Consider the following 24648-nt stretch of genomic DNA (forward strand, 5'->3'; position numbering starts at 1 on the left):
CCTCGCTTTCGCTCGACATCGCCCGTGATTGTCGCTCATGCTGATCGGCGACGATGTATACACGCCGAGAATGGCGGGACTTTCGACGGGCGGGAGAGCCGATGACCGAACGCAAGGGCGCCTTTGCTGCCGCGGAGTGGCGAGATCATGGCGCGATGATGCCCGCCTGCTTCATCGGCATCATGCTGATCGCTGTGCCCTCCTATGTCTTAGGCGCGATGATCCATCCGTTGGAGCAGCAGTTCGGCTGGTCGCGCGCGCAGATCACGGCCGGGCCGATGATCCCGGCGCTCACCGCGATCTTCGTGGCCCCGCTTGTCGGCATGGAGATCGATCGCCGTGGCCCGCGGCGCATCGCCCTTGTTGGCGTGCCGCTGTTCAGCGCCGCCCTCGCGCTGATGGCGCTGGCCGGCCCCGGTATCGCCGGCTGGTGGGCGCTCTACGGACTGCTCGGTCTTGCCAGCATGCTGATCTTCCCGATGGTCTGGACCGCGGGCATCAACCGCAACTTCGTGCGCAACCGCGGCCTGGCGCTTGCCATCGCGCTGTCGGGTACGGGTGCGACGGCAGCGGTGTTCCCTGCGATCACCACGGCGCTGCTGGAGAGCTACGGCTGGCGCAGTGCCTACCTCGGCATCGGGCTGCTCTGCTTTGCCCTCGCCTTCCCTCTCACGTGGTTTCTGTTCAAGCCGGGCGGCTCTCGAGGCGCAGATGCTGAGGCGGCGACCACCGCCGAGCGCGCCGAACGGCGGGCGCAACTGCGATCGGGCGGCTTCCTGCGCCTTGCCGCCGCCGCGATCGTCTACTCGATGGCACTGGCGTCGCTCACCAGCAACTCGGTGCCGATACTGCTGGCCGAAGGCTTCGACGCGATGACGGCGGCGACGACCGCCGGCACCATGGGCCTGGGCACGATCACCGGCCGGCTTGCGGGCGGCTGGCTGCTGGACCGCTTCGACGGCCGCTACGTCGCCGCGGGAAGCGTAATCGCGCCTTGCATCAGCGCGCTGATCTTCCTCGCCACGCAAGGATCGCATCCCGGCGCAATGGCGGCATGCCTGGTGCTGGGGCTTGCCGCCGGCGCGGAATACGACGCCTGCGCCTATCTCACCGCGCGCTACTTCGGAGTGCGCAACTTCGGCACCCTGTTCGGCATGATCGCTGCGCTTACCGTGCTTGCCGCCACCACGGGGCCGCTGCTGGCGAACCTCGTGTTCGACAGCGCGCGCAGCTACGATCCGGTGTTCTGGGGGCTGCTGCCCTGCTTCGGGCTTTCGGCCGTGCTGTTCCTGGCGCTGGGGCCTTACCCGGACGAGAGCGCGACCCCAACCTGATCTCCGTTACAGCCGCGCGCCCGCCAGCATCTGCAGCGAGGCGGAGAAGTAGTCCGAATCGAGCTGCACCGGCGGCGGTGAGCCGGTTAGGCGGGCAACGATCGCGGCGCCTCCGCTCGACAGCGCATAAGGCGCCTCTTCGCCGGTGACGACGTCGATCCAGGCCGGCACCGGTCGGCGCTGGCTCAGGACCGCGCCCCACCACGCCGCGACATCGCTCGTCAGCGCCTTGCGTCCGCCCATCAGCGCATAGAGCGGCACGCGGATGGCGTCGTATCCAAAGCGCGCCGGCTTGTCGCGCGCGGGTGCCACCGCAGCGGGACCGGTCACGGCCACCCAGTCGCACGGCAGGTGTAGCGGCCCGAAGCGAGCCTGGCGCAGCAGCGCCTCGCCGCTGGAGATCACGCCGCTCCAAGTCGCCGTGCCGTCGAGCCGGGCGAAGGTGTCGAGCGCGGGCCACACGTAGTACGAAGGGTTGACCGTGACCTCCGCAGCGCTCGCGAAACCCGCTCGTCCCGGCAGGAGCAGCTGGCGACCGAACCGTTCGGCCACGCAGTCGCGCCGGATCGCGGCGCGGATGGCCGCGGAGCGTTCGAGATAAGCACTGGTCTTCCACCGCTCGCCCGCCAGCGCCAGGGCCCAGGCGATCAGCATGTCACCATCGGTGGCGTTGTTGGGATCGCCCACCGGCTTCGCCTGCCGTGGATCGTAGCGCCACGCGTAGAGATCGTCGCCGCCCAGCGTCGCTTCGGTCCAGCGCAGCATGGCGGCAAAAGCCTCGCGGTCCTCGGACAGCGCGGCCAGGATCATGCCGTAGCCCTGCCCTTCGGAGTGGCTGATGCCGCCATTGCCGGTGTCGACGATGCGACCCGAGCGATCGAGGAAGCGCTGGCGATAGATCCGCCACCAGCCACCGGCCGGCTCGGCATAGCTCTGCACGCCGGTGCTGCAGGCGGCCGCGGTCAGCGCGACCACCAGGCCGAGCGAGAACTTGCGCCGATCAACGACCATGTCGCAGCTCTACCGTATCGCCCTTCCACTCTGCGCGCGTGTGCAGCGTCGGCCCGCTGCCGAGCTTGCGGAACCAAGTGTCGTAGGCACCCTCCAGGACGGCGAGCAGCATGCCCAGCCACGGCCCGCTCGGCACGTGTTCGGGCGCAGGCGGCGCATCGCGGTGGTGGACGACGATGGCGTCACGCTCGATGGCGACTTCCGCCTCGCCCCAGCCCATCGCGCTCCAGAACGCATTGACCCGCCAAGCAAGCTGCGACGCGTCCTCGACCCCCTCGAGCGTCTCTGCCGCGGCGATGCGGCGGCCGATCGCGAGATAGAATCCGCGACGCTGGGGGGCAGGCACGGTCTCGGCCAGCTCCGCCGCGAGCGCCGCCACTAGCGGTGCGAACGAGGCGCGCGGCGTCGCCGGCGCAGCCGTGGAGGAGCCGAACATCTGGTGCAATGGATCGAACTTCATGGCGTCGTCCCAAAGGTCTGGCGCACGCCGAGCGTCGAGCGAAACTCGTCGTAGCTGCCGAAGGTGTTGTAGCTGGCCTCGCCGCCGACGCGGGTGTTCGGGCCGACGCGGTAATAGAGCGAGGCATCGGCCGCGACCGCGAAGCCGGTCTTGCTGATGCTGTCGTAGGTGGCGCGCACGTCGCGATTCAGCACTTTCAAGCGGTCGAGCTCTGCCTGGGCAGCGGCGTCGGTCGGGTAGAGCGGCACCTCGTCCTGGCTGTAGCTCTGATAGCCGGGCGTGACCGAGGCCTTCAGCTCCAGCGACTGCGTGTTCATCGCGTAGCTGATCGGGAAGCTGACGCTGAGGAAGTCCTGCGGGCTGAAGTAACCGCCGTGACCGTAAGTGAAGTAGTTCTGGCTGTTGTCGTACTTCTGGTAATTGACGTTGAGGCCCGCGGTCAGGCGCGACTGTGCGGTCTGCAGCAGCCGCAGGTAGCCGCCGACATTCGCTTCGATCCCGTCGTTCTTGCGCACGTTCTCACCGCGATAGCGGTTGTAGCGGCCTTCCGCGTAGAAGCCGTTGCCGTTGCTGTCGTACGAGAAGCCGGCGCCACCGCCGGTGCGCATGACCTGTCCCCAGCGTTCGCCCGTCACCGGGTCGCGAGTGCCGGCGTATGAGACCACGCTGTCGGTCACCGGCTTGCGCTCCACCCAGGCGCGGATGCGCGAGCTCTCGCCGAGCTTGGGCGAGACTTCGGCGCGGCCGGTGAGCTTGGTCTTGCCCATGCCGATCGGGGTGGTGCCGACCTCTGCCTTCACCGCATTGCTCTCGTAGCCGATCGCAGGCGCTAGGCCTGATTCGTGCTGCGTGGCGGCTTCGACCAGGGGCGAAGGCAGTTCATCGACGATCGCCTGCGCTTCGGGTGTGCCGTTGCGGCCGAAGCGGGCGAGACCGGAGCCGGTCGGACGGCCGGCGTCGATCACCACCGCTTCCCCACTGATGTAAGCGCGACCGCTGAGCACGTTGGTCGAGAGCTTGGCGTTGCCCTTGATCTCGCTCAATTTGCTGAGGCCCTTCTCCCCCGAGCGCGCGCGGAACGAAGTGCTGACATCGGCGCGGGGGCCCGCACCTTCGGAAAGCTGCGAGATGTCGGACTGGATCTGCGCGAGCACCGGGTCGGCGGGATACCCGCTCGCGGGCACGCCCGAGCCGGCCTGCGTGTCGTAAGCTTGGGCGGGATAGCCCTGCGGCGCGGGATAGCCTTGCTGCGGGTACGCCTGCTGAGGATATTGAGGCTGGGGATAGCTGGGCGCCGGATAGGCCTGCTGCGGATAGCTCTGCTGCGGGTAGCCTTGGACCGGATAGTTCTGGGCCGGGTAAATCTGGGTCGGGTAATTTTGGACCGGAGCGGAATAGGCGGGCGCCTGGTAACTCTGCGCCACGTAAGTGTCGGCCGGGTAAGCGGCGGGCATGATCTGACCTCCATCGGGCGCGTAGGATGCGGGCGTGAACTGACCCGGTGCGTTTTGGCCGGGCGCTATGGCCGCGCCGCCCGCATAGCTCTGTGGCTGGTAGCTCGGCTGCGGATAGCTCGATTGCGGGTTGGGCTGCTGCGGCAGACGCGAACCGCCACCCAGCGCGAACGGGTTGATCGGGGTCGGAGCCATTGGCGCCGCCTGGTTGCGGAACGGGTTGGCGCCGGCAGCACCCGCGGGCGCTCCGCCCATGCCGGCGAACGGATTGCCGCCCGCGGCCAGCCCCGCACCCGAGTAGAGCGAGCGCGCGTCCTTCAGCAGGCGCACCGCGCCACGCTCGTCGCCGCGAGCGCGTTCGACCTGCGCCAGCGAGAGCCGGACCTGGTAGTCCTGCGGGTAGAGCTTCAGCACATCGTTCTGCGCGCGCTCCGACAGCGCATTGTCGCCCGCTGCCTGCGCAGATGCGGCGAGACCGAGCAGCGCATCCTTGTCGCGCGGGTTGCGGCCCAGCACCAGCTGGTAGGTCTGCGCTGCGCGCGCCGCCATGCCGCCCGCTTGGTAGAGCCGGCCGAGCGCCGAAAGGATCTGCGGATTGTCCGGCGCGGCATTGTACGCCGATTGGAGCATGTCGAAGGCCGTCGCGTATTGCCCTGCCAGGCGCGCGCGGTCAGCCTGCGCGACCGAGAGCGTCGCACCCATGCGAGCATAGGCGCGCTGGCCTTCGGGACCGTTGCCGACGACTTGGCTGGCGCGCTGCAGCGCCATTTGCGCCAGGTCCTCGCGCCCGGTGCGGGTCAGCACGCCGATGACACCGGCGTAGCCGTCCATGTCTAGCCGGCCTGAATCAATGGCGGTCTGCGCCAGCGACACCGCCGCGCCCTGGTCGCCCATGTCGATAAGCGCGTCGGCGATCGCCGGCAGCTTGGCGGAGGGCACCGCCTCCATCTGGCCGAGCTGGCGCAGCACGTTGACGGCCTGCCCCTGCTGGCCGGCCGCCGCCAGTTGCTTGGTGCGCGCGATCGCGGCATCGACCTTCACGCCGATTGCAAAGCTGCGCATCGGCGCGGTGCGCTGCGTATCGGGGATCATGCCCATCAGCCGGTCGGCCTCGGCCGTGCGGCCAAGATCGTTGTTGAGGAGCGCTGCGGCATAAGTCGTGTCGGAGCTGCCGGTGCTGGCCAGGGCGCGCAGCAAGCCCTCCGCATCCGACATGCGCCCCCGCTTCACCAGATAGCGGGCGAACTCATAGCGAATCCAGGGATCGTTGCGGTCGAGCAGCAGGCCGTTCTGGAACTCGCGCTCCGCGTTGAAGTCGTCGCCACGCTCGGCCGCCGCGAGTGCCCGGCCGCGCGCGGCGCGCGATTGCAGGCGTGCATCGTCCTGCGCGCCGCCTTGCAGTGCCTGACGATAGAAGTCCGCCGAATCGGCGTAGCGGCCCTGCTTGTCGTAGATGTCGCCCAGCAGCTCAAGCGCTGGGGCGGGCTCTGGGTAGCCCGAGCGCACGAGCTGTTCGGCTTGGGCCTGTGCATCGTCGAGGCGGCCTTGCGCAAGCAACTCACGGGCCTGGCCGATGCCGGCGAAGAACCGAGCGGCGGCAAGGCCGCTTGCCCACTGCGACGCCTTGCCCAAGCCCGAGGCCTGCTGGAGGAGATCCGCGGCTTCGGCGAAGCGCTGCTGGCGCAGCCGGACGAGACCGAGACCGCCCAGTGCCTCGGGATCGCGGCGGTTGGCGGCAAGCGCCTTGTTGAACTGCGCGGCGGCCGCAACCAGGCTACCGCTGTTGAGCGCACCATAGCCGGCGACCCGAGCCTGCCCGGCCCGCACAGATGCAGGCGGTGTCGGAGTGGGAGCCGGCTTGGCGGCTGCGGTCTTCACCGGCGGCTTGGCGGCAGGTTTTGCCTCTACACGCGCGGGAGCGGGCGCCGGCTTGGCCGCAGGCGTCGCGCGCGGCTTCGCAGCAGCTTGGGGCTTCGGGGCCGGCTGCGCCTTCGCCGGAGCAGCAGCGGCAGCAGCCTTGGCGCCTGGATCGAGCGCACGTGCGCGGCGCATCGCCTGCTCGGCCAGGTCCTCGCGCCCCTTGGAGCGCCAGTACTGCGCCTGCTTCACCAGCGCGTCGACGGCGGGGCTCGCCGCTAGCACAGGTCCGGCGCCGGCGGTGGAGACGAGCAGCGCTGCTATCGCCAAGCGCAAGCTGGAATGCCGAGCCATCAGTGCAGGTCCTTTTCGCCCAGGCGGCGCGCGGCGTGGTTGCGGAAGTAGAAGTAGGCCGGGCTGGCGAGGATCGCGGCGAGCAGCACCGTGAACAGACCCATGAGGAACGGCCGCTGGCTGAACCAGTAGGCCGCCTTCATCCACAACGGCAGCGTGCCCACCCAATAGGTCTGGCCCACCGCGAAGCTGGTCATGCCCTCGCCCGAGGTGACCGAGAGATCGCCCTGGATGGAGGCGTTGATCTTCTCGTCCGCCATGCCGTCGACCAGCATCGGCAAGTTCGCACCGTTGTCCGCCAGCAGCGCAACGACGGTGCGCTTCGATGCGAAGGGAGAGCGAAAGCTGACGATGCCGGAGAAGTCGCGCGAACCGTAGACCACCGGCTCCGCATCCGACGGATTGTCGGACTTCATGCCGCCGAACAGCGCCTCGACGTATTGAAGCGGCGAGCGTTCGGCGACGTGGAGGACGCCATCGTTGTAAGTCAGCGGTGCGTTCTCGAACAGCGTCGAGGCGCCCGCCATGGCGCTGCTGCCGATCACCAGGACATCACGGTCCGCCAGTTCGGCCGGGACGATCTCCGACGACACGGTGACGCCGGTTGCCGGCACGCCGGTCGCATCGCCGAAGCGGCCCATCAGCATCAGGAACGCGCTGACGGAGGCCGGCGACGGGTCCTTGGCCATCAGCACCGTGGTCTCGGACAAGTCGGGCCGCACCGTGAACGGGAAGCCGGCGCCGGCGAAGGTCGCCAGGTCGGGCATCGTGATGCCGTGATAGGCGCTGGTGAGGTCGATGGTGCTGTTGGGATCGAGGGAGACGCGCACATTGTCGGGCAGCGTGCCCGTGCACTTCTTCTTGTCGGCGATGATCAGGTTGTAGTCGAAGGTCAGCTCGTTGGAACCGAACAGGTTGTAGCGCGGCAGCACGACGCCTGCGTCCGAGTCCGAGCTGCGCGCAGCCGAGCCGGAGAACCAGTCCCGCCACCACGAACCCGCAATCGGCAGCGTCTTCAGGTACTGGCCGTTCAGCGAGACATCGAGCCGCGAGGCCCGCTTGTCGAGCCACTGCGCCACCGGATAACGGTAGCCCAGGTTCAGCTTGCCGCCCTGGCGTGGCCAGAAGAACAAGTCAGGCGCCACGCGGAAGCGCGCGGTCAGCGGTCCCGGCGGCAGGCCCAGGCCTTGCAGCTCGTACGGCTGCATGATGTCACCCAGCTTCACCGCATGATCGGTCGGAATCCAGCGCGGCGCACCGTAAGCCGGGTAAGTCGGGATGCGCACGCCATCGAAGTTCATGCGCGCGCCGCCGAACACGCCGCGCCCGGTCGAAACCGCGGCCGCAGCCAGGCTCAGCTCGCGCGGGTCGCGGCCCATGATCACGAGCAGCATGCCCAGCGGATCGCGCGGGTTCTGCACCACGGCCGCGGAAGGCCCGTCGGGGTTGAGGTCGAGCCCGGGGATCTGCGCGCCCTGGGTCAGGAACACGATTGCATTGCCGGTCGGCAGCGAGCCGTTGTAGCGCGGCGGGAACGCGAAGCCGCGATAGCTCGACAGGCTGCCCATCCACGAGGCCACGCTCGCGGCGGCTTCCAGCTCACGCCCGTGCGGCTGGCCGGCGAAGACGAACGGCAGGTTCAGCGGCTTGTTGTCGCCCTTCTCGAAGAACGGTCCGGGCAGACGCGCGAGGTCGGGCTTGAAGGGCAGGCGCTGGAGTCGAAGGTCCATCCAGGTGCGGGTGTTGCTGACATTGGCCCAGAGCGAGGAATGGAACGGATCCTCGCAATCACGCGCATAGTGGCCGATCAGGCGCAAGTTCAGCTGGTTGTCGCCCGGCAGGAACAGCGCCGGATTGATCGGCACGGTGAAGGTCATGCCGCCCGCATTGGCGCGGGTCAGCGGGATCGTCTGCACCACCTCGCCGTTGAGGATGACGACCAGTTGGCTTAGGTCATCCAGCATCGCCGGGGACCACGCCGTCTGAATCGTGATCGAGGCACTGGTGACCACGCGGTCCTGGCGCAGGCCGAAGGGGATGCCGATCTCGCCATGCGTGCCCTGCAGGCGCACCGGCTGCTTGATCCTCAGATCTTTCAGGCTCAGGCGCCGCACCACGTCGGCCCCGGCCGCGGGCGGCGCATCCAGGACGGTCGCTGCGAGCAGCTGCGATGCGGAGCCCAGGCCGACGAGCCCGACCAGCAGCGCCGCCGCGATCGCCGCCGCCTTCGACAGTGCCCCAGCCTTGTCGTCACCCTTACCCGGCTTGGGCCCCTCGTACTTGCGGATCTTCTTTAGCTCGGCGCGGTTGAGCCGAAGCATGCGCTTCAAGGTGACGAGGTCGACCACGATGATGTCCTTGATGGAGCTGATGCCGCTGACGGTCGCGTGCTGACCGACCGGCTGCCAGGCGTCGGCACGGCCCATGACTGCGCGCACCAGGTGGCGGCCGGCCATGACGTCGAGCTTGAGAAAGCGCACAAAGGAGTCCTCGCCGGCAGTGCGCACGGTCTCGACCGGGATCGCCAGCGTCTCGTCGCCCATGGCCATGGTCAGGTGAACCACGTCGCGCTCGCGCACGGGCAGTTCCTTGGGCAGCTCCAGCGCGGCGCCGCCCATCGAGATGTCGATGGTGTGCGCAGGCACGACATGGCCCGAGGCGAGATGCGCGGTGACCGGCAGGCGCACCGGGATGCGGATGTCCTGGCGAGTCTGGCGCGTCTCGCGCGCGACCGAGACGGCGGCGATAAGGATGATCAGGCTGAAGGTCGCCCAGGCGACGTTCAGCACCAACGTGTCGGTCTGAATGTTGAACAAGTGGGGGAAGAACACGCGCTTGACCACCGCCAGGCCAATGCCGAACGCCATCAGGCCGATGCAGATGAGGTGCGGGCGCACAACCGCCCAGTCGAAGTAAGTGCGGTCGAGCAGGTCGCCCTTGTCGGTGACGTTGAACTTGCCCTTGCGCGGCTGGAACCAGGTCATGACCGTCGGCTTCACGAGGTGGAAGGCCAGAATCGTCTCGTAGACCTCACCCCAGAACGGGCGGCGATCACCGCCTTGCGTGCGCTCGTTGGCAACAGAGGAGCAGAACAAGTGCGGCGCGGCGTAGGCGAAGATCAGCCCGGCGCTCGCCTGGATGATGTTCTGGCCGAAGATCAGGTAGGCGAGCGGGCTGGTCAGGAAGACGATGCGCGGCAGCGGATACTGGAAGTGCAGCATCGCGTTCAGGTAACAAAGCCGCTGCTGCCAGGTCAGGCCCTTGCCCTTCAGCGGATTGTCGATGCGCATGATCTGCGTCATTCCGCGCGCCCAGCGGATGCGCTGGCCGACGTGGAGCACCAGGCGCTCTGTCGCGAGCCCGGCGGACAAGCGCGCGCTGATATAGGCGGTGTTCCAGCCCATGCGCTGCAGCTTCAAGGCGGTGTGCGCGTCCTCAGTCACCGTCTCGCCGGCGAAGCCGTTGGTCATCGCCAGCGCATCGCGGCGGATGATTGCGCACGAACCGCAGAAGAAGGTGGCGTTCCAAAGATCGTTGCCGCCCTGGACGGCGCCGTAGAACAAGTCGCCCTCGCCCGGCATCTCGCCCATGGTGCTGGCGAGGTTCCGCTGCACCGGATCGGGCGAATACATATGGTGCGGCGTCTGCACCAAGGCGAGCTTCTGGTCCTTCTGAAACCAGGCGATGGTCAGCTGAAGGAAGGCGCGGGTCGGCACGTGGTCGCAGTCGAAGATGGCGATCAGCTCGCCCTCGGTCTTCTTCATCGCCGCGTTGAGGTTGCCCGCCTTGGCGTGCAGGTTGTTGTCGCGGGTAATGTAGCCGCAGCCCGCTTCCTTGGCGAAGGCGCGGAACTCCGGCCGCTTGCCGTCGTCCAGGATGAAGACCTGGTACTTGTCGGCAGGATAGTCGAGATCCATTGCCGCGAAGACCGTGTTGCGCACGATCTCCAGGCTCTCGTTGTAAGTCGGAATATAGATATCGACCGTGGGCCAGGTGTCCGGATCGCCCACGGGCTCGATCACCGGGCGGTTCAGCGGCCAGCTGGTCTGGAGAAAGCCCAGGATCAGGATGACCCAGGCATAAAGCTCCGCCAGGTACAGGCCGGTGCCGAACGCGAACTCGGGCAAGGTACCAAACGACAGCGTCTGGGTGGTGCGCCAGAAGATGTACCGGGTGGAGACCAGTACCGCGAGCAGGCCCAGCGCCATCGAGCCCTTCCGGCCCTTCCAGCGCTTGAGCACGGCAGCGCCGGCCATGACCATCAGCGCGAACATCCACTGCTCGAAGTTGCCGAGCGGCACGCTGATGACCAGCACCGCGATCAGGGCGATCGGCAGCACTGTCAGCGAGCGGGCGGTGAGCCAGGAGGGGCGCCGAAGAAGCTTCATGCCGCGCGGCTCGCACCAGGCTTGCCGATCGGAGCCGCGTCGGCAGCGGCAGCATCCTGCTCGGCCGTAGTAGCAGCGAGCCGCTCTTCGGCCAGGATCTTGCCGACCGCCTCGGCCGTCACGCGCGCATCGGCCAACGCGGCGCTGGCAGGTGCATAGCGCGACAGCAGCTGGAGCATGGCGAGCGCTTCGGGCACGGCCTGGTCGTTGCGGATCTTGCCGATCAGCCTCTCGCCCAACACCTCGCGCGCGAAGGCGGCGACATGGCGGGCGAGCTTGCGGGTCTCGTCCAGCTTGCCGATGACGTAGGTGTTGCGCAGCGCGCCCCAATCGCCTGCCTCGTCCAGCAGCTGCGGCAGCAATGCCAGGCAGTCGGGAGAGGCGGTCAGCGGGCACACGTGGACGGAGGCGTGTGCCATCAGCCGCCGCGCCAGCATGCGCTCGCCGGCCGGCACGTCGATCACCAGCGTGCGGTTGCTCGCCGGGCTGAGGAAGCCGGCGTCTTCCAGCCGTGGCAGGAAGTCGGCATCGTTCAGTGCGCGGGGCTCGCAGGTGAGGCTGATCCCGTTCACCAGCACCGACGCCTCGGCGAGCGAACCCATGGAAGGCAGGCGCTGCGCCGGTGGCAGTCCGAAGTGCAGCGGCGTCAGGTCGCTGGTGGACGTCGTCATCAGCGCGACATCGCCGCCGCCGACGCCAGCGACCCCGTCGGTGCCCTCCAGCTGCGACAGCCCCATGGCCAGGTGCGCGGCCAGGAACGTCGCGCCGACGCCGCCCTTGGGCGAATGACACAGCACCAGCGCCATCAGAGCTCTCCGCGCTCGTCGAGGTCGGACAGGCGGCGCAGCATCGCGCGCACGTCCTGACCCTGGCGCACTTGCTGCGGGGCGGATGCGCCCGCTTCGTAGCGATTGAACAGGTCGGCCAGCGATTCGCCCACAGCCAGGCTGCCCCCGCGGTCGCCCGACCCCGCCGGACGCGCCGCAGCGATCCCGGGTGCGCTGACCGGCTCGGCCGGACGCGGGTCCACCGCCTCGGCGACGGTTTCCTGCTGGAACACACGAGGATCCTTCAGCAGCGCCTCGAACAGCGGCCAAAGCTCCAGATCGCTGAACCTGTCAGCGAATTCTCTATAGGCGAAGTCACCGCGCCCCAGGCGGTCGAGCAAATTGCGGGCATCGGCTCGCATGATAGAACCTCCGTAATTCCCCGTATGTCTTGCAGGTAATGGTTAAGATCCGGTTCCCGACAGAGCCTAACGCCAGGGTCGGGTGAACTCCGGGACGTGCGCGAAGCGCGCTACGCTTTGGCTTGGAACCGCTAATCGCCGCGGTTCGCCGAGCTCATGACGGCAGGCCCGGCGCGACGTTGGTTAATCCATTCGGCCGGATTGAAGCTAAAGGGGGACGGCCGCGTGGATCGAGGCGCGCAGTATCCTGCCGGTGACCGAGATGGCCCGGGCGTCAAGCCGCGACGCGAACTCCGTCACGCCCGGCACGCTTGACCTCGTAGAGGGCGTTGTCCGCGGCATCGAACAAGTGGCTCCGCGTCATGCCGGGCTGCAGTTGCGCCACCCCGCAACTGATCGAAGCACGGGCCTTGATGGCGCCTTCGTTTACCATGGGCACCCCGCGCAAGGCGGCAGCGATCCGCTCGCACGCGATACGGGCGGTGTCGACATCGCACCCGAACAGGATCGCGAACTCGTCGCCGCCCAGCCGGCCTACAAAGTCGGTTGTGCGCGTCCCGGCCTGCAACCGCTCGGCCACGGCTTCCAGCACCCGATCGCCGACAGCATGACCGAAGGTGTCGTTGATCGTCTTGAATCGATCGACGTCGATCAGGGCGAGCGTCAGCGGGCCGTGTCCATGCTCGATCGCGGTGGTGATGCGATGGCGGAAGCCCTTGCGATTGAGCACGCCGGTCAAGTCGTCGGTCTCGGCCATGATGGAGATCGCCACCTCGCGCGATTTGCGGATCGAGATGTCACGCAAGGTGATGACCATGCCGCTGCGGCGGTCGCCTTGGCTGACGATGCCGACCGATGCCTCCAGGGTGCGTTCGGGCATCCGGTCTGGGCTGAAATCGCAGGTGATCGCGTCATGTGTACCATGCGCGGCCGCGTCGGCGAACTGCAGCAAGGCCTGGCTCGTCAGCGATGCGACTTCATCTAGCGTGGAGCCGACGAATGCCTCGGGCTCGACACCGGTGAACTCCTTCAAGCGACCATCGGCCCAGCGGCAGGTCCCCGTCTCGTCGAAGCTGAGGATGCCCTCGGGCGCATTCGCAAGGATCTGCTGCAGCGCCTTGCGATGCTCGGCAAGCTCGGCAAGCGCATCCGCACGGGAGGCGACCGTCGCGGCCACCGGCAGCGCGGTGCACAAGATGACAGCGATGTAGATCTGGAAGTACAAGGACTGGAACACGGGTCCGTCCGTGATCAGCGCGATCGGGCCGACGCCGAAATACGTTGCGATCGCTCCTGCCCAAGCGACGATTGCCACGCCGGCGAACGTCCCCAGCCGGCCCAGCCGAAAAGCAACCAGCAGCAGTGAGGAGAGCGGCAGGAACAACAGGGGGTAACGCGTCTGGCTGAACACCGCGATCGTCAGCAGCGCGTGCGCGGCCATCAAGGCCATGGTCTCGGCGCGCTCGAGCCCGGTCTTCGCCCCAAAGCAGCGGCGATAGCTGCCGTCCAGAAGCGCCAGCATCACCGGCGTGCCGATCAGCAGTCCAATGGCATTGCTGGCGAACCAGCGCAAAAACGAGTCTTCGAACGGCACGCCATAGGCCAGCAACGAGACAAGCGAGCCCGCTATTGCTCCCATTCCGGGTGCGAGCAGGCCGGCGTATAAAAGGAATTCGCCGCTGGCCTTGGTGTCGCTCAGGAAGTCACGCCGGCCGGCAAACTTGCGTTCAATCAGGTAAGCCGCGAACAAGGCCTGCGCCATGTTGATGGCGCCGTAGAAAACAATGCCGACAGAAGCGCCTCTGCCGATCATGTTGGCCAGCAGATTGCCAATCCAGCCGCACAGCAGGACAGTGGGCCACATCGATCGCGGCGACTTGAGCAACAGCGCCAGGATCAGCGCATCGGCCGGCCAGACGGTGGCATGGTCATGACCACTGCTCGTCATCTCGATGGTGACGGTCGCCAGCACGCAGTACCCTACACCTGCTGCCAGACCGGCGCGGATGCCTGCTTCACTCGTCCTTGCGTCTACCATTCCGCTCATCGCGCTGGTGTTGGCACCGAGTGCTTAATTTTCCGCTTACCTTGTTAACATTCGTTGCTGGTCCGAAGGGCAATCACGCGGCGGCCACAAAGAAAAAGGGCCCGCGGTCACCCGCGAGCCCTCTTCGTAACGGTAGTTCTGGCGAAGCTTAGCGCTTCGAGAACTGGAAGCTGCGGCGTGCCTTGGCGCGGCCGTACTTCTTACGCTCGACGACGCGCGGGTCGCGGGTGAGGAAGCCGGCGGCCTTCACCGTGCTGCGCAGGGTCGGCTCGAACTTGCTGAGTGCCTGGGCGATGCCGTGCTTCACGGCGCCGGCCTGGCCCGACAGACCACCACCCTTGACGGTGGCGACGATGTCGTACTGGTCGACGCGATCGGTGATCTGGAAGGTCTGGGCGATCACCAGACGCAGAGTCGGACGCGCGAAGTACACGGCCTGGTCACGGCCGTTGACGGTGATCTTGCCGCTGCCGGGCTTCAGCCACACGCGAGCGACGGCATCCTTGCGGCGGCCGGTGGCGTAGGCACGGCCCTGCGCGTCGATCTCCTGCGGGCGGATCGGAGCGGCCGGGCCGGTGCGAACCTTGGGCGCTTCGGCTTCGGTGCCCTCAGGCACGGCGCCGGAGGTGAGGTCCGCGAGGTCGGACAAGCTCTGGACGGTATCGGTGTCGGACATTACGCGCCCACCTTGTTCTTGCGGTTCATGGAAGCGACGTCGAGCGGCTGCGGCTGGGTGCCGGCATGCGGGTGCTCGGAGCCGCCATAGACGTGCAGCGCGCGCATCTGGTCACGGCCGAGCGGACCACGCGGGATCATGCGCTCAACAGCCTTTTCCAGCACGCGTTCGGGGAAGCGACCGGCCAGGACCTTGTCCGCGGTGACTTCCTTGATGCCGCCGGCATAACCGGTGTGCTTGTAGTAGGTCTGCTGCTTCAGCTTGTTGCCGGTGAAGCGGACCTTCTCGGCGTTGATCACGACCACGTGATCGCCGCAATCGACGTGCGGAGTGTAGCTCGGCTTGGTCTTGCCGCGCAGCAGGTCGGCGATGATGACGGCCAGACGGCCAACCACCAGGCCTTCGGCATCGATCAGATGCCAGTTCTTCTCCACCTCGGCCGGCTTGATCGACCGGGTGACCTTCGTGAGCGCCTTCATGGCTGGTCTATCCCTATGAACTGTGTCTGCGCGAATCCGGGAGCCGGGCCGCGCGAGAAGGCGGCCGTTTGGTTCGGATCAGCTTCCAAGTCAAGCAAAGCGCGGGTTTACAGAGAGGTAAAATAATACCATTGACGCTAACGCCTGATCCACTGCCGCCGGTGCGTCGCCGGATCAAGCCTCTGCCGGAGCCGGCCCCTTGTTGTGGCTCGCCTTCTCGATCGCCTTGGTGATGTCCTTGACGAAGCGGGAATGGCGCACGCCGAACAGGAACAGGTTCTGGATCAGGTTACCGACAAAGCGGCACGGCCGCTTGATCTGGATGAGGAGGACATAGCGGTCCTCGTCCGTCTCGTTCCACACTTCGTGGTTGAACATGTCGTCGAACAGGAACGATTCGCCCGCCGTCCAGGTCAGCACCTCCAGCTTGTCCGGCCCTTCCAGGTGCATGCGGCACTTGTCGCGCTCGGCCGGCGCCTTGAGCGCGAGGTGATAAGTCAGCATGCCCTTGGTCATGCCCCAGTGCCGGGCGATATGGCCGCCGGCCTCCAGGACCGAGAAGTTGGCGGTGACGAGGCCGGGCACCTTCTCGATCGCGGCGGAGGTGAACGGCGCACGGGCCGCGTTCGCCTTCAAGCGGTAGCCATAGCCCTTGAGGAAGAACGCGCGCCAGCGCCGGTCGGCGGCGATGCGGCCGTGGTCGAACGAGAGGTCGCCCAGCGAGGGAATGTCCTCGGCGCGGATCCGCACGGCCTCGTCGCGGATCGTCTCCCAGTTCTTCTCCAGCTTGGCGATCCAGGGGAAGAACGACTTGTCGTGGACCGCGGCGTCCGGAATGCGCGAATTGCGCATGATCACGGCATCGATCTTGGGGCGCAGGTCCTTGCCGATCTGGAACAGGGATTTGTTGAGGAACGGGACTTTCCAGCCGCGCGAGTTCAGGGTCTGCTGCCAGTTCACGAGCTGCCTCCGGTTGCGCGGCTTAGCTACAAGGAACCGCGCCTGCCGCCAAGTGCCAGCCTGGCGCTGCCTTCATCGCGGCGTCGTTGCCGCGCGCCGTCCGAGCGCGTGCGCCCCCCACACCGTGGCACACAGCACCAGTGCGCCGACCAGCTGGTGCGCGACCGCGATCCACAAAGTGACGCCAGACCAGACCGTGAAGATGCCGAGCAGGATCTGCGTGCCGAACGCCGCGTGAATGGCAACGGAGACCCGGCGGTGCTTGGCCTTGATCCGTCGCGCCAGCCCGATCAGCACAGCGACGACCGCCCAGGCCCACCAGCGATGAAACCAGTGAACGAAATACGGGTCGCTGAACGGCACCAGGTTCGCCTCGACGCCTTCGGGAAAGACGCTACCCTGCATCAAGGGCCAGGCGCCCCAGTCGCCCCAGCCTGCTCCGGCCACCGCGCCGGCGCGCAAGCCGGCGAGCAGCGCACCGAAGAACAGCTGCACCATGACCATCGCCAGCGCCGCAATGCCGAGGCCGGGCAGACGGGCGCGAGGCTCGCCACGCTTCAATGCCAGCAAGTCGAGCGCGGTCCACACCAGCCCCGCCAGCGTGGTCAGCGCCACCAGCAAGTGCGCGGCAAGGCGGAAGTGGCTGACCTTGACGTCGTTGACGATGCCGGACGAGACCATCCACCAGCCCACCGCACCTTGCAGCCCGCCCAGCGCCAGCAGCGCCAGCAGCCGTGGCTTGTAGCCGCCCGGGATCGTGCCCTTGAGCCAGAACCAGGTGAGCGGTGCTGCAAAGGCAAGGCCGATCACGCGCGCGATCAGGCGGTGCACCCACTCCCAGAAGTAGATGAACTTGTACGCCGCCAGCGTCATGCCCGCCGGGCCGTTGATCTGCGTATACTGCGGCGTCTGCTGGTAGGCCGCGAACTCGGCCTGCCATTGCGCCTGCGTCAGCGGCGGGATGGCGCCGGTGACCGGCTTCCACTCGACGATCGACACGCCCGATTCGGTCAGGCGGGTGATGCCGCCGACCACCACGATGGCCAGCACCAGCGCGGCGACAATGAGCAACCAGCGAACCATAGGGAGGATATCGTCGCTGGTGCCGATGATCGGCTTTGCAGGGGGTAGTCTCATGAGGGCCGTCCCTGCGCTTGGGGGCGCCGCAGTGCAAGGGGCTGCAATCTTGCAAAAACATCGCGCCGCGCAGGAACACAATTTCATCCGCCGGGTTGCAACATGTTACAACGTCACATATCTGGATCTCCATGCCCCGCGCCCTTTCCTCGATTCGCGACCGCTTGGACAGCGCCGGCGTCCTGCTCTCCGGGCTGTGCGCGGTGCATTGCATCCTGGGCGTCGTGCTCGTCGGCGTGCTGGGCCTGGGCGGCCAGGTGCTGCTGGCGCCGGAGATCCACCGCATCGGGCTGGGATTTGCCGTCGTGATCGGCTTCGTGTCGCTCGGCTTCGGCGTGCGGCGGCATGGCCGGATCGAGCCGCTGGTGCTCGGCGCCGCTGGCTTGTCGCTGATGACCGCGGGGCTGTTCGTCGGCCACGGCGTGCCCGAGGCGGTGCTGACCATCGGCGGCGTCACGCTGGTGGCGCTTGCCCATATCCGGAACTTGCACAAGCCATCCTGAGCGCTATGCGCTGAGCGCATGACCGCTCAACTGCAGCTCCCCCCGCTCAACCTCGTCGTCAATGGCGAGCCGCGCCGCATCGCGCCAGGTGCCTCGATCGCCGACCTCGTCGCCAGCCTCGATCTCGATCCCAGGAAAGTCGCCGTCGAGCGCAATGCGGTGATCGTGCCCCGCTCGACGCTGGCCGAAGTGACGCTGGCCGACGGCGACACGCTGGAAATCGTTCACTTCGTCGGCGGCGGAGATGCTGTCGCAGCGCCCGAAGACACCTGGTCCGTGGCGGGCCGCACCTTCCGCTCACGGCTGATCGTCGGCACCGGCAAGTACAAGGACTTTGCCCAGAACGCTGCCGCGCTGGAAGCGAGCGGGGCCGAGATCGTCACGGTCGCGGTGCGCCGGGTCAACGTGTCGGACCCGAAGGCGCCGATGCTGACCGACTTCATCGACCCCAAGAAGGTCACCTACCTGCCCAATACCGCCGGCTGCTTCAACGCCGAGGACGCCATCCGCACCTTGCGCCTGGCGCGTGAGGCGGGCGGTTGGGACCTGGTAAAACTGGAAGTGCTGGGCGAGGCGCGCACGCTCTATCCGAACATGCGCGAGACGCTGGCCGCCACGGAAGTGCTGGCCAAGGACGGCTTCCTGCCAATGGTGTACTGCGTCGACGATCCGATCGCCGCCAAGCAGCTGGAGGACGCGGGTGCCGTTGCCGTCATGCCCTTGGGCGCGCCGATCGGCTCGGGACTCGGAATCCAGAACCGGGTGACGATCCGCCTGATCGTCGAAGGTGCCAAGGTTCCGGTGCTGGTCGACGCTGGCGTCGGTACTGCGTCCGACGCGGCCGTGGCGATGGAGCTGGGTTGCGACGGCGTGTTGATGAACACCGCGATCGCCGAGGCCAAGGACCCGATTCGCATGGCGCGCGCCATGCGCCTGGCAGTGGAGGGCGGGCGCGAAGCCTACCGTGCGGGCCGGATGGCGACTCGCAAGTACGCCGATCCCTCCAGTCCGCTCGCCGGCCTGATCTGACCGGGCGGGCCTTCAGACCGGAAGGCCCGCTTTAGCGCATCACGTGACGTTCCTCGTCACGACGGATATCCTCGCGCACTTGGCGGGCGCTGTCTTGCGAGAGCTGGTCGAGGTGCCTGCCGCGCTTGCGGTACTGAAGCGTGGCGTAAAGGATCGCCAGACCCAGGATGATCGGACCGCCGATCACCACGAATGCCCAAAGTAATTCCATGTTCTCTCTCCACTTACGGGTGGCGGTTCACAAAGGAGAACTCTTGCGTGGACTGAAGCGTTCCGGGCGTCATCGGCCCCCAAGTGCATGGTTAACGCAATCGCAAGCCTGTTGTGGTGATCTTTGGACGACGGGAAAGGACAGGCAGGTCCTTCCTCGTCAGCAACACCCGACAGGGGGAACCAGCGACATGAGCCGAACCGGAACCGCGAGCCTGACCATCAGCGAACTGCGCGAGTTCGCCGAGTTCACCCCTTGCGAGCAGCGCTACATCAAGCGCAGCCTCGACGTCGGGCTTGGCCGTCGGGACGCGTTCAAGCTGTGGGCGCGCAGCGATGACGAGGCTGCTTCGATCCGCCGCCAGTACATCGCCTACCAGGACCTGAGGCCCATGCGCGCGATGCTGCATGACGGCGACGGACTCGACGGATCGGGCGATTTCTTCGCCAAGCTGGTGCGGGTGACGACCTTCGACTTGGCGCAGGGACGGCTTGCGAGCTTTCCCGCCTATCGGTTCCTCTACGAACGGCTGCTCGGTGCGTGGTCGCGGCCCTGGCTTCCGGGTGCATTCTGCGGCGCCGCGGCGCTGCCCCAGATTGCGCCACCACGGCGCAAGCTGCTGCTGCACTCGATCAGCGAAGCCGCTGCGACCGCCCCAGGCTGGTCCGACCGCGAGCCGAGCTTTTATCCCGAGTGGATCGAGAAGGAAGCCGCCTGAGCGCCACGCCGTCTTCCCATCGTCACGATTGCGCGCGACACTCCCAGTAAAGCGAGGCTTCGCCCTCGCGCGATGAGGGAAGGCAGGCCGTATGTTCCGTTCCATCCTGATGCTCGCTGCTGCGGGTATGTCGCTCCTTTCAGGCAGCCTATCGGCGCGCGAGATCGTGCTGACCAACGACGATGGCCTGACCAGCAACGTCGTCGCCGTCTACAAGGCTCTGAAGGCCGCCGGGCACGACGTCGTCGTCGCGGTGCCCTGCACCAACCAGAGCGGCATGAGCGCGGCGATCCGCTTCTCGCGCCCGATTGGGGCCTTGACCGCCGATTGCCGCAACGGCGCCGCCAAGGCTGGCGCTCCCGGAGCGGGCGCGATGACCCGCGAAGGTCTGGGCCCAGACTTCTTCTATGTCGACGGCACGCCGGCAATGGCCATGCTCTACGGCGTCGACGTCGTCGGCGCGCGGCGCTGGGGGCATGATCCCGACCTCGTGCTGTCCGGGCCAAACGAAGGACAGAACCTGGGCGCGATTGTGATCGCCTCCGGCACCGTCGGTAACGCCGAGACCGCGGTGCTGCGCGGCATCCCCGCCGTAGCGCTGAGCGCCGGGGCGGGTACCACCGGCACGCCCACGGACCCGCTGGGCAACCCGGCTTCCGCGCCGATCGGCGCGCTGACCGCCAAGCTCGTCGCCGCGCTAGATGCGAGCGCCAAAGGTAGGCCGCTGCTGCCGGCCGGGCTCGCCCTCAACGTCAACTATCCCGATAAGCCTGAGGGCGCTCGCTGGCGGCTGACACGCGTCGGCACCTGGAATGCGCACAAGGTGCGCTTTGTCGAGAGCCTGTCCAAGGATGCGACGCCGCTGATGCGCCAGGCGGCGCAGGCACGCGGGGTGAGCTTGCCCGATCAGCCAGGCGTTGCGTTGTCGGCCAACGAGGTGGCACCGACGCCGGAGCAGCGGGACGACGAGGCGGTCGCGAACAAGTCCGATATCACCGTGAGCCCGCTACAGGCAGGGTATGGCGCGGCAGACGGTCAGCAGGTGGCGGCAAGGTTGGCGGGCTTGTTCAAGAAGTGAGCCGAGAGGGCCGCGGGTGGCCTTCGACAGACTCAGGCCGGGCGATGTCGGGGTACACGGCGCCGACACAGTCGAAGGCGTTTTACTTCCACACCGCCTGGGCTGAGCTTGTCGTACGTCGCCAGCCTCTGGTGCGGCCAAGCCAGCCCCGCTCACCGATACAGCGCATCCAGCCGCTCGCCATAGCGTGCCTTGATCTTGTGACGGCGGATCTTCAGGCTCGGCGTCATTTCTTCGTTCTCGATCCCGAACGCCTCGTCGGCAAAGGCGAAGCGGCGGACCTTCTCGATCACCGAGAGGTCGGTGTTCACCCGGTCCACTGCAGCGCGCACGGCGGCGGCGAATGCGGGGTTGTCCTGGACGGTCGCAAGATCGGCACCGTGCTCCTTCGCCCAGCCCTCGGCCCATTCGCGATCGGGCACGATCAGGCCGACGACGTAGGGGCGCTGGTCGCCCGTCACCATGGCCTGGCCGATCTCGGGCTGGAGCGTCAGCATCGATTCGACCTTCTGGGGCGAGACGTTGTCGCCCTTGTCGTTGACGATCATGTCCTTCTTGCGGTCGGTGATGCGGATGCGGCCCTTGGCATCGAACTCGCCGATGTCGCCGGTGTGCAGCCAGCCGTCGTGCAGCACCGCTTCGCTCGCGCCGGGGTTGTCCCAGTAGCCGTGCATGACCAATTCGCCGCCCACCAGGATCTCGCCATCTTCGGCAATGCGCACCTGGACGCCGGGCAACGGCGGACCGACGGTGTCCATGGCGATGCCGGCGGCGGGCCGGTTGCAGCTGATCACCGGCCCCGATTCGGTCTGGCCATACCCCTGCAGCAGCATGACGCCGATCGTCTCGAAGAAGGTGCCGATCTCGGGATTGAGCGGAGCGCCGCCGGAGACCAGCGCCTTCAACCGCCCGCCGAACTTGGCGCGGATCTTGGGCCGCAGCGTCGGTGCGAGCAGCAGGTCCATCGCCCGGTCGCCCAGCCCGCTCTTGCCCGTGGCGGAGCGGCTGGCGATGCCCACCGCCTTGCCCATCAGCCACGCCGCGGCGCCACCCTGCTTCTCCGCCTGCTTGATGATGCGCATCCGGAGAACCTCGAACAGGCGAGGCACCACGACCATCAGCGTGGGGCGCGTCTCCTCGATATTGGCGGCGAGCTTCTCCAGGCTTTCGGCGTAGAAGATCTGGCCACCCAGGCCGATCGGGACGAACTGGCCGGCGGTATGCTCGTAGGCATGGCTGAGCGGCAGGAACGAGAGCATCGCCTCGTCGTCGCTCCAACCGAAATCCTCGTCGATCACCTGCGCGACGCCGCACAAGTTGGTCAGGATCATGCCATGGTGCTGGCGCACCCCACGCGGTGCGCCGCCGGTGCCGCTGGTGTAGATGATGCAGGCGAGGTCTTCGCGGTGGACCCCAGCCATCCGCGCCTCGACTGCTGCGAGGGCGGCCGTGGCGTCGCCCTGAACGAGCGCGGACCAGTCATGAACGGCGAACCGCCCCTGCCCTGCACGCAGTGGCTCGAGCCCGATCACGTGGTCGCAGCAGTCGCTCTTGATCACCGCCGGCAGGAGCGGGCCAGCCAGCTTGGCGCTGGATACGATCACCGCGCGCGCACCCGAGTTCTGCAGGACGTGCAGGTGATCGCGCGTGGTGTTGGTGGTGTAAGCTGGCACGGTGACGCAGCCCGCCGCCATGATCGCCAGATCCGCGATGCACCACTCGGGGCGGTTCTCCGAGACGATCGCCACGCGCTCGCCGGGCTTGAGGCCCAGGGCCAGCAGGTGCTCCGCCACCAGGCAGACACGGCGGGCGGTCTCCTCCCAGCTGATAGCCTGCCACACACCGTCGCGCTTCGTGCGCAGGAACGGCTTGGGGCCAAGCGCGTCGGCGCGGCGCAGGAACAGGCTGACGAGGTTGCGCGCCTCGGCGAAGTCGCTCAGCTGCATGCCGGCCGGCATTGGCACTCCTCTCGATCTTATTCGTGGGCGCCGTTCAGTTCGTTGACGCGCCGGTTGATTACCGTGACGTGGCCGCCCGTGTCCATCGCCACGCCTTCGCTGCGTGGATCGGCGGCACCGACCCAGCGCCCGTCGACGTACTCGATCGCGTTCGCCTTGAGGCCGAGCGGCGCCACCTTCAGCGTCTCGCCAAGCGCTGCAAGCTGCGGCAGCATGGCGGCAAGCTCAGTCCCTTCCTCGATCACGCCGCCCTTGCTGCCGGGCGCGAAGACCAGGCCCATGGCGATCGCGTCCTGCGCGCTCATGTTCCAGTCGAGGACGCCGATCAGCGCCTTGGCGACCTGGCAGATGATCGTCGACCCGCCCGCCGCGCCGATCGCGAGGCGGACCTTGCCGTCGGGGCCATAGACGATCGTCGGCGCCATCGAGCTGCGCGGGCGCTTGCCGCGCTCGACCCGGTTGGCGACCAGATAGCCGTCCTTCGCTGGCGCCGCATCGAAGTCCGGCAGCTCGTTGTTGAGCATGTACCCGTCGACGGCGATGCCCGAGCCGAAGTAGCCGTTGATCGTGGTCGTGACCGTCACGACCTCCCCCCGGGCGTCCGCGACGCTGAGGTGCGTGGTGCCGGGATCGTCCTTGAAGGCTACTCGCTTGCGCTCCAGCGCGCCCTGAGGCTTGCCAGGTTCGATATTCGCCAGGCTGTGGCCTTCGCTGATCAGCGCGGAACGGCTCGCCAGGTAGGTCGGGTCGAGCAGGCCCGATACGGGGACCTGCACGAAGTCGGGATCGCCGATGTACATGTCGCGATCGGCATAGGCGAGGCGCTCCGACTCGGCGAGCAGGTGCCAGGCGACCGGCGAATTGCGCCCGAGCTTGGCCATGTCGAAGCGTTCGAGCTGCTTCAGGATCATCAGCACGGTAATCCCCCCGGACGAGGGCGGGCCCATGCCGCAGATCTTGTAGACGCGGTACATGGCGCAGATCGGCGCGCGATCCCTGGCGCGGTAGCTGCCCACATCCTGCGCAGTGATCGGCGAGGGACGTGGCGTAGTGCCGGAGAGCGCGCCGGCAATCCTGGCGGCCGAGTCGCCGCGATAGAACGGCTCCGCGCCTTCCTTGGCGATCCGCTCCAGCGTTTGCGCGAACAGGGGCACGCGCATCGTGCTGCCCGCTGCCACGGGTTGCGCGCCATTGGGGAAGTAGGTCTGTCGGGCCCAACCGGTGACGTGCCGGCCGTACAGGTCCAATCCGTTGTGCATCCGCGCCGACACCGCGAAGCCGTCGCGAGCCAGGCGGATGGCAGGCGCAAACAAGTCCGCCCAAGGCAACTTGCCGAAACGAACATGCGCACTCGCCATCGTCGCCAGAGCGCCGGGCACGCCCGCGCTGCGTGCGCCCGTCTGCAACTCGCGCGAGGGCAGCGGCTTGCCGTCTGGTCCCAGGAACCAGTCGGGCGTGGCCGCCGCGGGCGCAGCCTCGCGACCGTCCAGCGTGGTGAGTGCTCCCGACGCATCGGTCCGCACGTAGAACATGCCGCCGCCGATGCCCGAGTTCTGCGGCTCGACCACGTTCAGCACCAGCATCGTCGCGATCGCCGCATCGGTAGCGCTGCCGCCCTTGCGCAGGATCTCGACGCCGGCCGCCGCCGCCCGCGGATCGGCAGCGCTGACGATGCCCTCGCCAGGGCGCGAGGGCGCCTCGACGCCGACACGCGACGGAGCGGTCGTGGCACAGGCAGGTAGCAGGAGCGCGCCGGCAAGGGCGAGCAGGCGGTGCGATAAAGGTGTCGGAGCCATCGCGCCCGA

At 67.5% G+C, this 24648-nt stretch carries 19 protein-coding genes; 5 read left to right on the top strand and 14 right to left on the bottom strand.

Annotated elements, in window-relative coordinates; all coding sequences use genetic code 11:
• Positions 1–101: 101 nt before the first annotated feature.
• The gene (locus GV044_RS09560) at positions 102–1334 is read left to right on the top strand and encodes an MFS transporter (RefSeq protein ID WP_159868679.1); all 1233 of its coding nucleotides are present in this window, start codon (positions 102–104) and stop codon (positions 1332–1334) included.
• Between the two features lie 6 nt (positions 1335–1340).
• Here the strand turns inward: GV044_RS09560 and GV044_RS09565 are convergent, their stop codons facing one another.
• From GV044_RS09565 to GV044_RS09615, 11 genes are all read right to left on the bottom strand, one after another.
• Entirely contained in the window at positions 1341–2345 is a 1005-nt protein-coding gene (locus GV044_RS09565) for a glycosyl hydrolase family 8 (protein WP_159868682.1), read from the bottom strand.
• The gene (gene bcsD / locus GV044_RS09570) at positions 2335–2805 is read right to left on the bottom strand and encodes a cellulose biosynthesis protein BcsD (RefSeq protein WP_159868685.1); all 471 of its coding nucleotides are present in this window, start codon (positions 2803–2805) and stop codon (positions 2335–2337) included. The genes GV044_RS09565 and bcsD overlap by 11 nt, the downstream gene beginning before the upstream one ends.
• Positions 2802–6470, bottom strand: a complete 3669-nt coding sequence (locus GV044_RS09575) for a cellulose biosynthesis protein BcsC (RefSeq protein ID WP_159868688.1) — start codon at positions 6468–6470, stop codon at positions 2802–2804. Before GV044_RS09575 ends, bcsD begins: the two co-directional genes overlap by 4 nt.
• Positions 6470–10858 (bottom strand): UDP-forming cellulose synthase catalytic subunit, encoded by a 4389-nt coding sequence (bcsA, locus tag GV044_RS09580; RefSeq protein WP_159868691.1) that lies wholly within the window; start codon positions 10856–10858, stop codon positions 6470–6472. The genes GV044_RS09575 and bcsA overlap by 1 nt, the downstream gene beginning before the upstream one ends.
• A complete protein-coding gene (locus tag GV044_RS09585; RefSeq protein ID WP_159868694.1) occupies positions 10855–11664 on the bottom strand; it encodes a cellulose synthase operon protein YhjQ/BcsQ in 810 nt (269 codons plus the stop codon). The genes bcsA and GV044_RS09585 overlap by 4 nt, the downstream gene beginning before the upstream one ends.
• Positions 11664–12047 carry a hypothetical protein gene (locus GV044_RS09590; RefSeq protein ID WP_159868697.1) on the bottom strand — a complete coding sequence of 128 codons (384 nt, stop codon included), beginning with the start codon at positions 12045–12047 and terminating at the stop codon, positions 11664–11666. Before GV044_RS09590 ends, GV044_RS09585 begins: the two co-directional genes overlap by 1 nt.
• Before the next feature lie 274 nt (positions 12048–12321).
• On the bottom strand, positions 12322–14094 hold the full coding sequence (locus tag GV044_RS09595; protein WP_236554830.1) for a sensor domain-containing diguanylate cyclase: 1773 nt from the start codon (positions 14092–14094) through the stop codon (positions 12322–12324).
• 148 nt (positions 14095–14242) lie between these two features.
• Positions 14243–14770, bottom strand: a complete 528-nt coding sequence (gene rpsI, locus GV044_RS09600) for a 30S ribosomal protein S9 (RefSeq protein WP_159868703.1) — start codon at positions 14768–14770, stop codon at positions 14243–14245.
• A complete protein-coding gene (gene rplM, locus GV044_RS09605) occupies positions 14770–15249 on the bottom strand; it encodes a 50S ribosomal protein L13 (protein ID WP_159868706.1) in 480 nt (159 codons plus the stop codon). Before rplM ends, rpsI begins: the two co-directional genes overlap by 1 nt.
• Positions 15250–15423: 174 nt before the next feature.
• On the bottom strand, positions 15424–16209 hold the full coding sequence (locus GV044_RS09610) for an aspartyl/asparaginyl beta-hydroxylase domain-containing protein (RefSeq protein WP_159868709.1): 786 nt from the start codon (positions 16207–16209) through the stop codon (positions 15424–15426).
• A 72-nt stretch (positions 16210–16281) separates the two neighbouring features.
• Positions 16282–17346 carry a COX15/CtaA family protein gene (locus GV044_RS09615; protein ID WP_159868712.1) on the bottom strand — a complete coding sequence of 355 codons (1065 nt, stop codon included), beginning with the start codon at positions 17344–17346 and terminating at the stop codon, positions 16282–16284.
• Between the two features lie 131 nt (positions 17347–17477).
• Between GV044_RS09615 and GV044_RS09620 the strand changes: the two genes are divergently transcribed.
• On the top strand, positions 17478–17849 hold the full coding sequence (locus GV044_RS09620) for a MerC domain-containing protein (protein WP_159868715.1): 372 nt from the start codon (positions 17478–17480) through the stop codon (positions 17847–17849).
• Between the two features lie 18 nt (positions 17850–17867).
• The gene (gene thiS / locus GV044_RS09625) at positions 17868–18878 is read left to right on the top strand and encodes a sulfur carrier protein ThiS (RefSeq protein WP_159868718.1); all 1011 of its coding nucleotides are present in this window, start codon (positions 17868–17870) and stop codon (positions 18876–18878) included.
• A gap of 31 nt (positions 18879–18909) precedes the next feature.
• On the opposite strand, the gene GV044_RS09630 is transcribed toward thiS, so the two are convergent.
• Positions 18910–19089, bottom strand: coding sequence for a hypothetical protein (locus GV044_RS09630; RefSeq protein WP_159868721.1), 180 nt, complete (start codon positions 19087–19089; stop codon positions 18910–18912).
• 190 nt (positions 19090–19279) lie between these two features.
• Here GV044_RS09630 and GV044_RS09635 point away from each other — a divergent pair, with 190 nt between their 5' ends.
• On the top strand, positions 19280–19807 hold the full coding sequence (locus GV044_RS09635; protein WP_159868724.1) for a hypothetical protein: 528 nt from the start codon (positions 19280–19282) through the stop codon (positions 19805–19807).
• 91 nt (positions 19808–19898) lie between these two features.
• Positions 19899–20885, top strand: a complete 987-nt coding sequence (locus GV044_RS09640) for a 5'/3'-nucleotidase SurE (protein WP_236554831.1) — start codon at positions 19899–19901, stop codon at positions 20883–20885.
• A 152-nt stretch (positions 20886–21037) separates the two neighbouring features.
• Here the strand turns inward: GV044_RS09640 and GV044_RS09645 are convergent, their stop codons facing one another.
• Positions 21038–22831, bottom strand: a complete 1794-nt coding sequence (locus GV044_RS09645; RefSeq protein ID WP_159871179.1) for a long-chain fatty acid--CoA ligase — start codon at positions 22829–22831, stop codon at positions 21038–21040.
• Positions 22832–22860: 29 nt separating this feature from the next.
• Positions 22861–24639: a gamma-glutamyltransferase gene (ggt, locus tag GV044_RS09650; protein ID WP_159868727.1), complete on the bottom strand. Its 1779-nt coding sequence runs from the start codon at positions 24637–24639 to the stop codon at positions 22861–22863.
• Between the last annotated feature and the right edge of the window lie 9 nt (positions 24640–24648).

It is taken from the genome of Novosphingobium sp. 9U (assembly GCF_902506425.1).
Taxonomy (GTDB): Bacteria; Pseudomonadota; Alphaproteobacteria; order Sphingomonadales; family Sphingomonadaceae; genus Novosphingobium.

Bases quoted from the DNA above. Each gene is read 5' to 3' on its own strand.
- GV044_RS09560 (WP_159868679.1), top strand. From the start codon at position 102: ATGACCGAACGCAAGGGCGCCTTTGCTGCCGCGGAGTGGCGAGATCAT.
- GV044_RS09565 (WP_159868682.1), bottom strand. From the start codon at position 2,345: ATGGTCGTTGATCGGCGCAAGTTCTCGCTCGGCCTGGTGGTCGCGCTG.
- bcsD (WP_159868685.1), bottom strand. From the start codon at position 2,805: ATGAAGTTCGATCCATTGCACCAGATGTTCGGCTCCTCCACGGCTGCG.
- GV044_RS09575 (WP_159868688.1), bottom strand. From the start codon at position 6,470: ATGGCTCGGCATTCCAGCTTGCGCTTGGCGATAGCAGCGCTGCTCGTC.
- bcsA (WP_159868691.1), bottom strand. From the start codon at position 10,858: ATGAAGCTTCTTCGGCGCCCCTCCTGGCTCACCGCCCGCTCGCTGACA.
- GV044_RS09585 (WP_159868694.1), bottom strand. From the start codon at position 11,664: ATGGCGCTGGTGCTGTGTCATTCGCCCAAGGGCGGCGTCGGCGCGACG.
- GV044_RS09590 (WP_159868697.1), bottom strand. From the start codon at position 12,047: ATGCGAGCCGATGCCCGCAATTTGCTCGACCGCCTGGGGCGCGGTGAC.
- GV044_RS09595 (WP_236554830.1), bottom strand. From the start codon at position 14,094: ATGAGCGGAATGGTAGACGCAAGGACGAGTGAAGCAGGCATCCGCGCC.
- rpsI (WP_159868703.1), bottom strand. From the start codon at position 14,770: ATGTCCGACACCGATACCGTCCAGAGCTTGTCCGACCTCGCGGACCTC.
- rplM (WP_159868706.1), bottom strand. From the start codon at position 15,249: ATGAAGGCGCTCACGAAGGTCACCCGGTCGATCAAGCCGGCCGAGGTG.
- GV044_RS09615 (WP_159868712.1), bottom strand. From the start codon at position 17,346: ATGAGACTACCCCCTGCAAAGCCGATCATCGGCACCAGCGACGATATC.
- GV044_RS09620 (WP_159868715.1), top strand. From the start codon at position 17,478: ATGCCCCGCGCCCTTTCCTCGATTCGCGACCGCTTGGACAGCGCCGGC.
- thiS (WP_159868718.1), top strand. From the start codon at position 17,868: ATGACCGCTCAACTGCAGCTCCCCCCGCTCAACCTCGTCGTCAATGGC.
- GV044_RS09630 (WP_159868721.1), bottom strand. From the start codon at position 19,089: ATGGAATTACTTTGGGCATTCGTGGTGATCGGCGGTCCGATCATCCTG.
- GV044_RS09635 (WP_159868724.1), top strand. From the start codon at position 19,280: ATGAGCCGAACCGGAACCGCGAGCCTGACCATCAGCGAACTGCGCGAG.
- GV044_RS09640 (WP_236554831.1), top strand. From the start codon at position 19,899: ATGTTCCGTTCCATCCTGATGCTCGCTGCTGCGGGTATGTCGCTCCTT.
- GV044_RS09645 (WP_159871179.1), bottom strand. From the start codon at position 22,831: ATGCAGCTGAGCGACTTCGCCGAGGCGCGCAACCTCGTCAGCCTGTTC.
- ggt (WP_159868727.1), bottom strand. From the start codon at position 24,639: ATGGCTCCGACACCTTTATCGCACCGCCTGCTCGCCCTTGCCGGCGCG.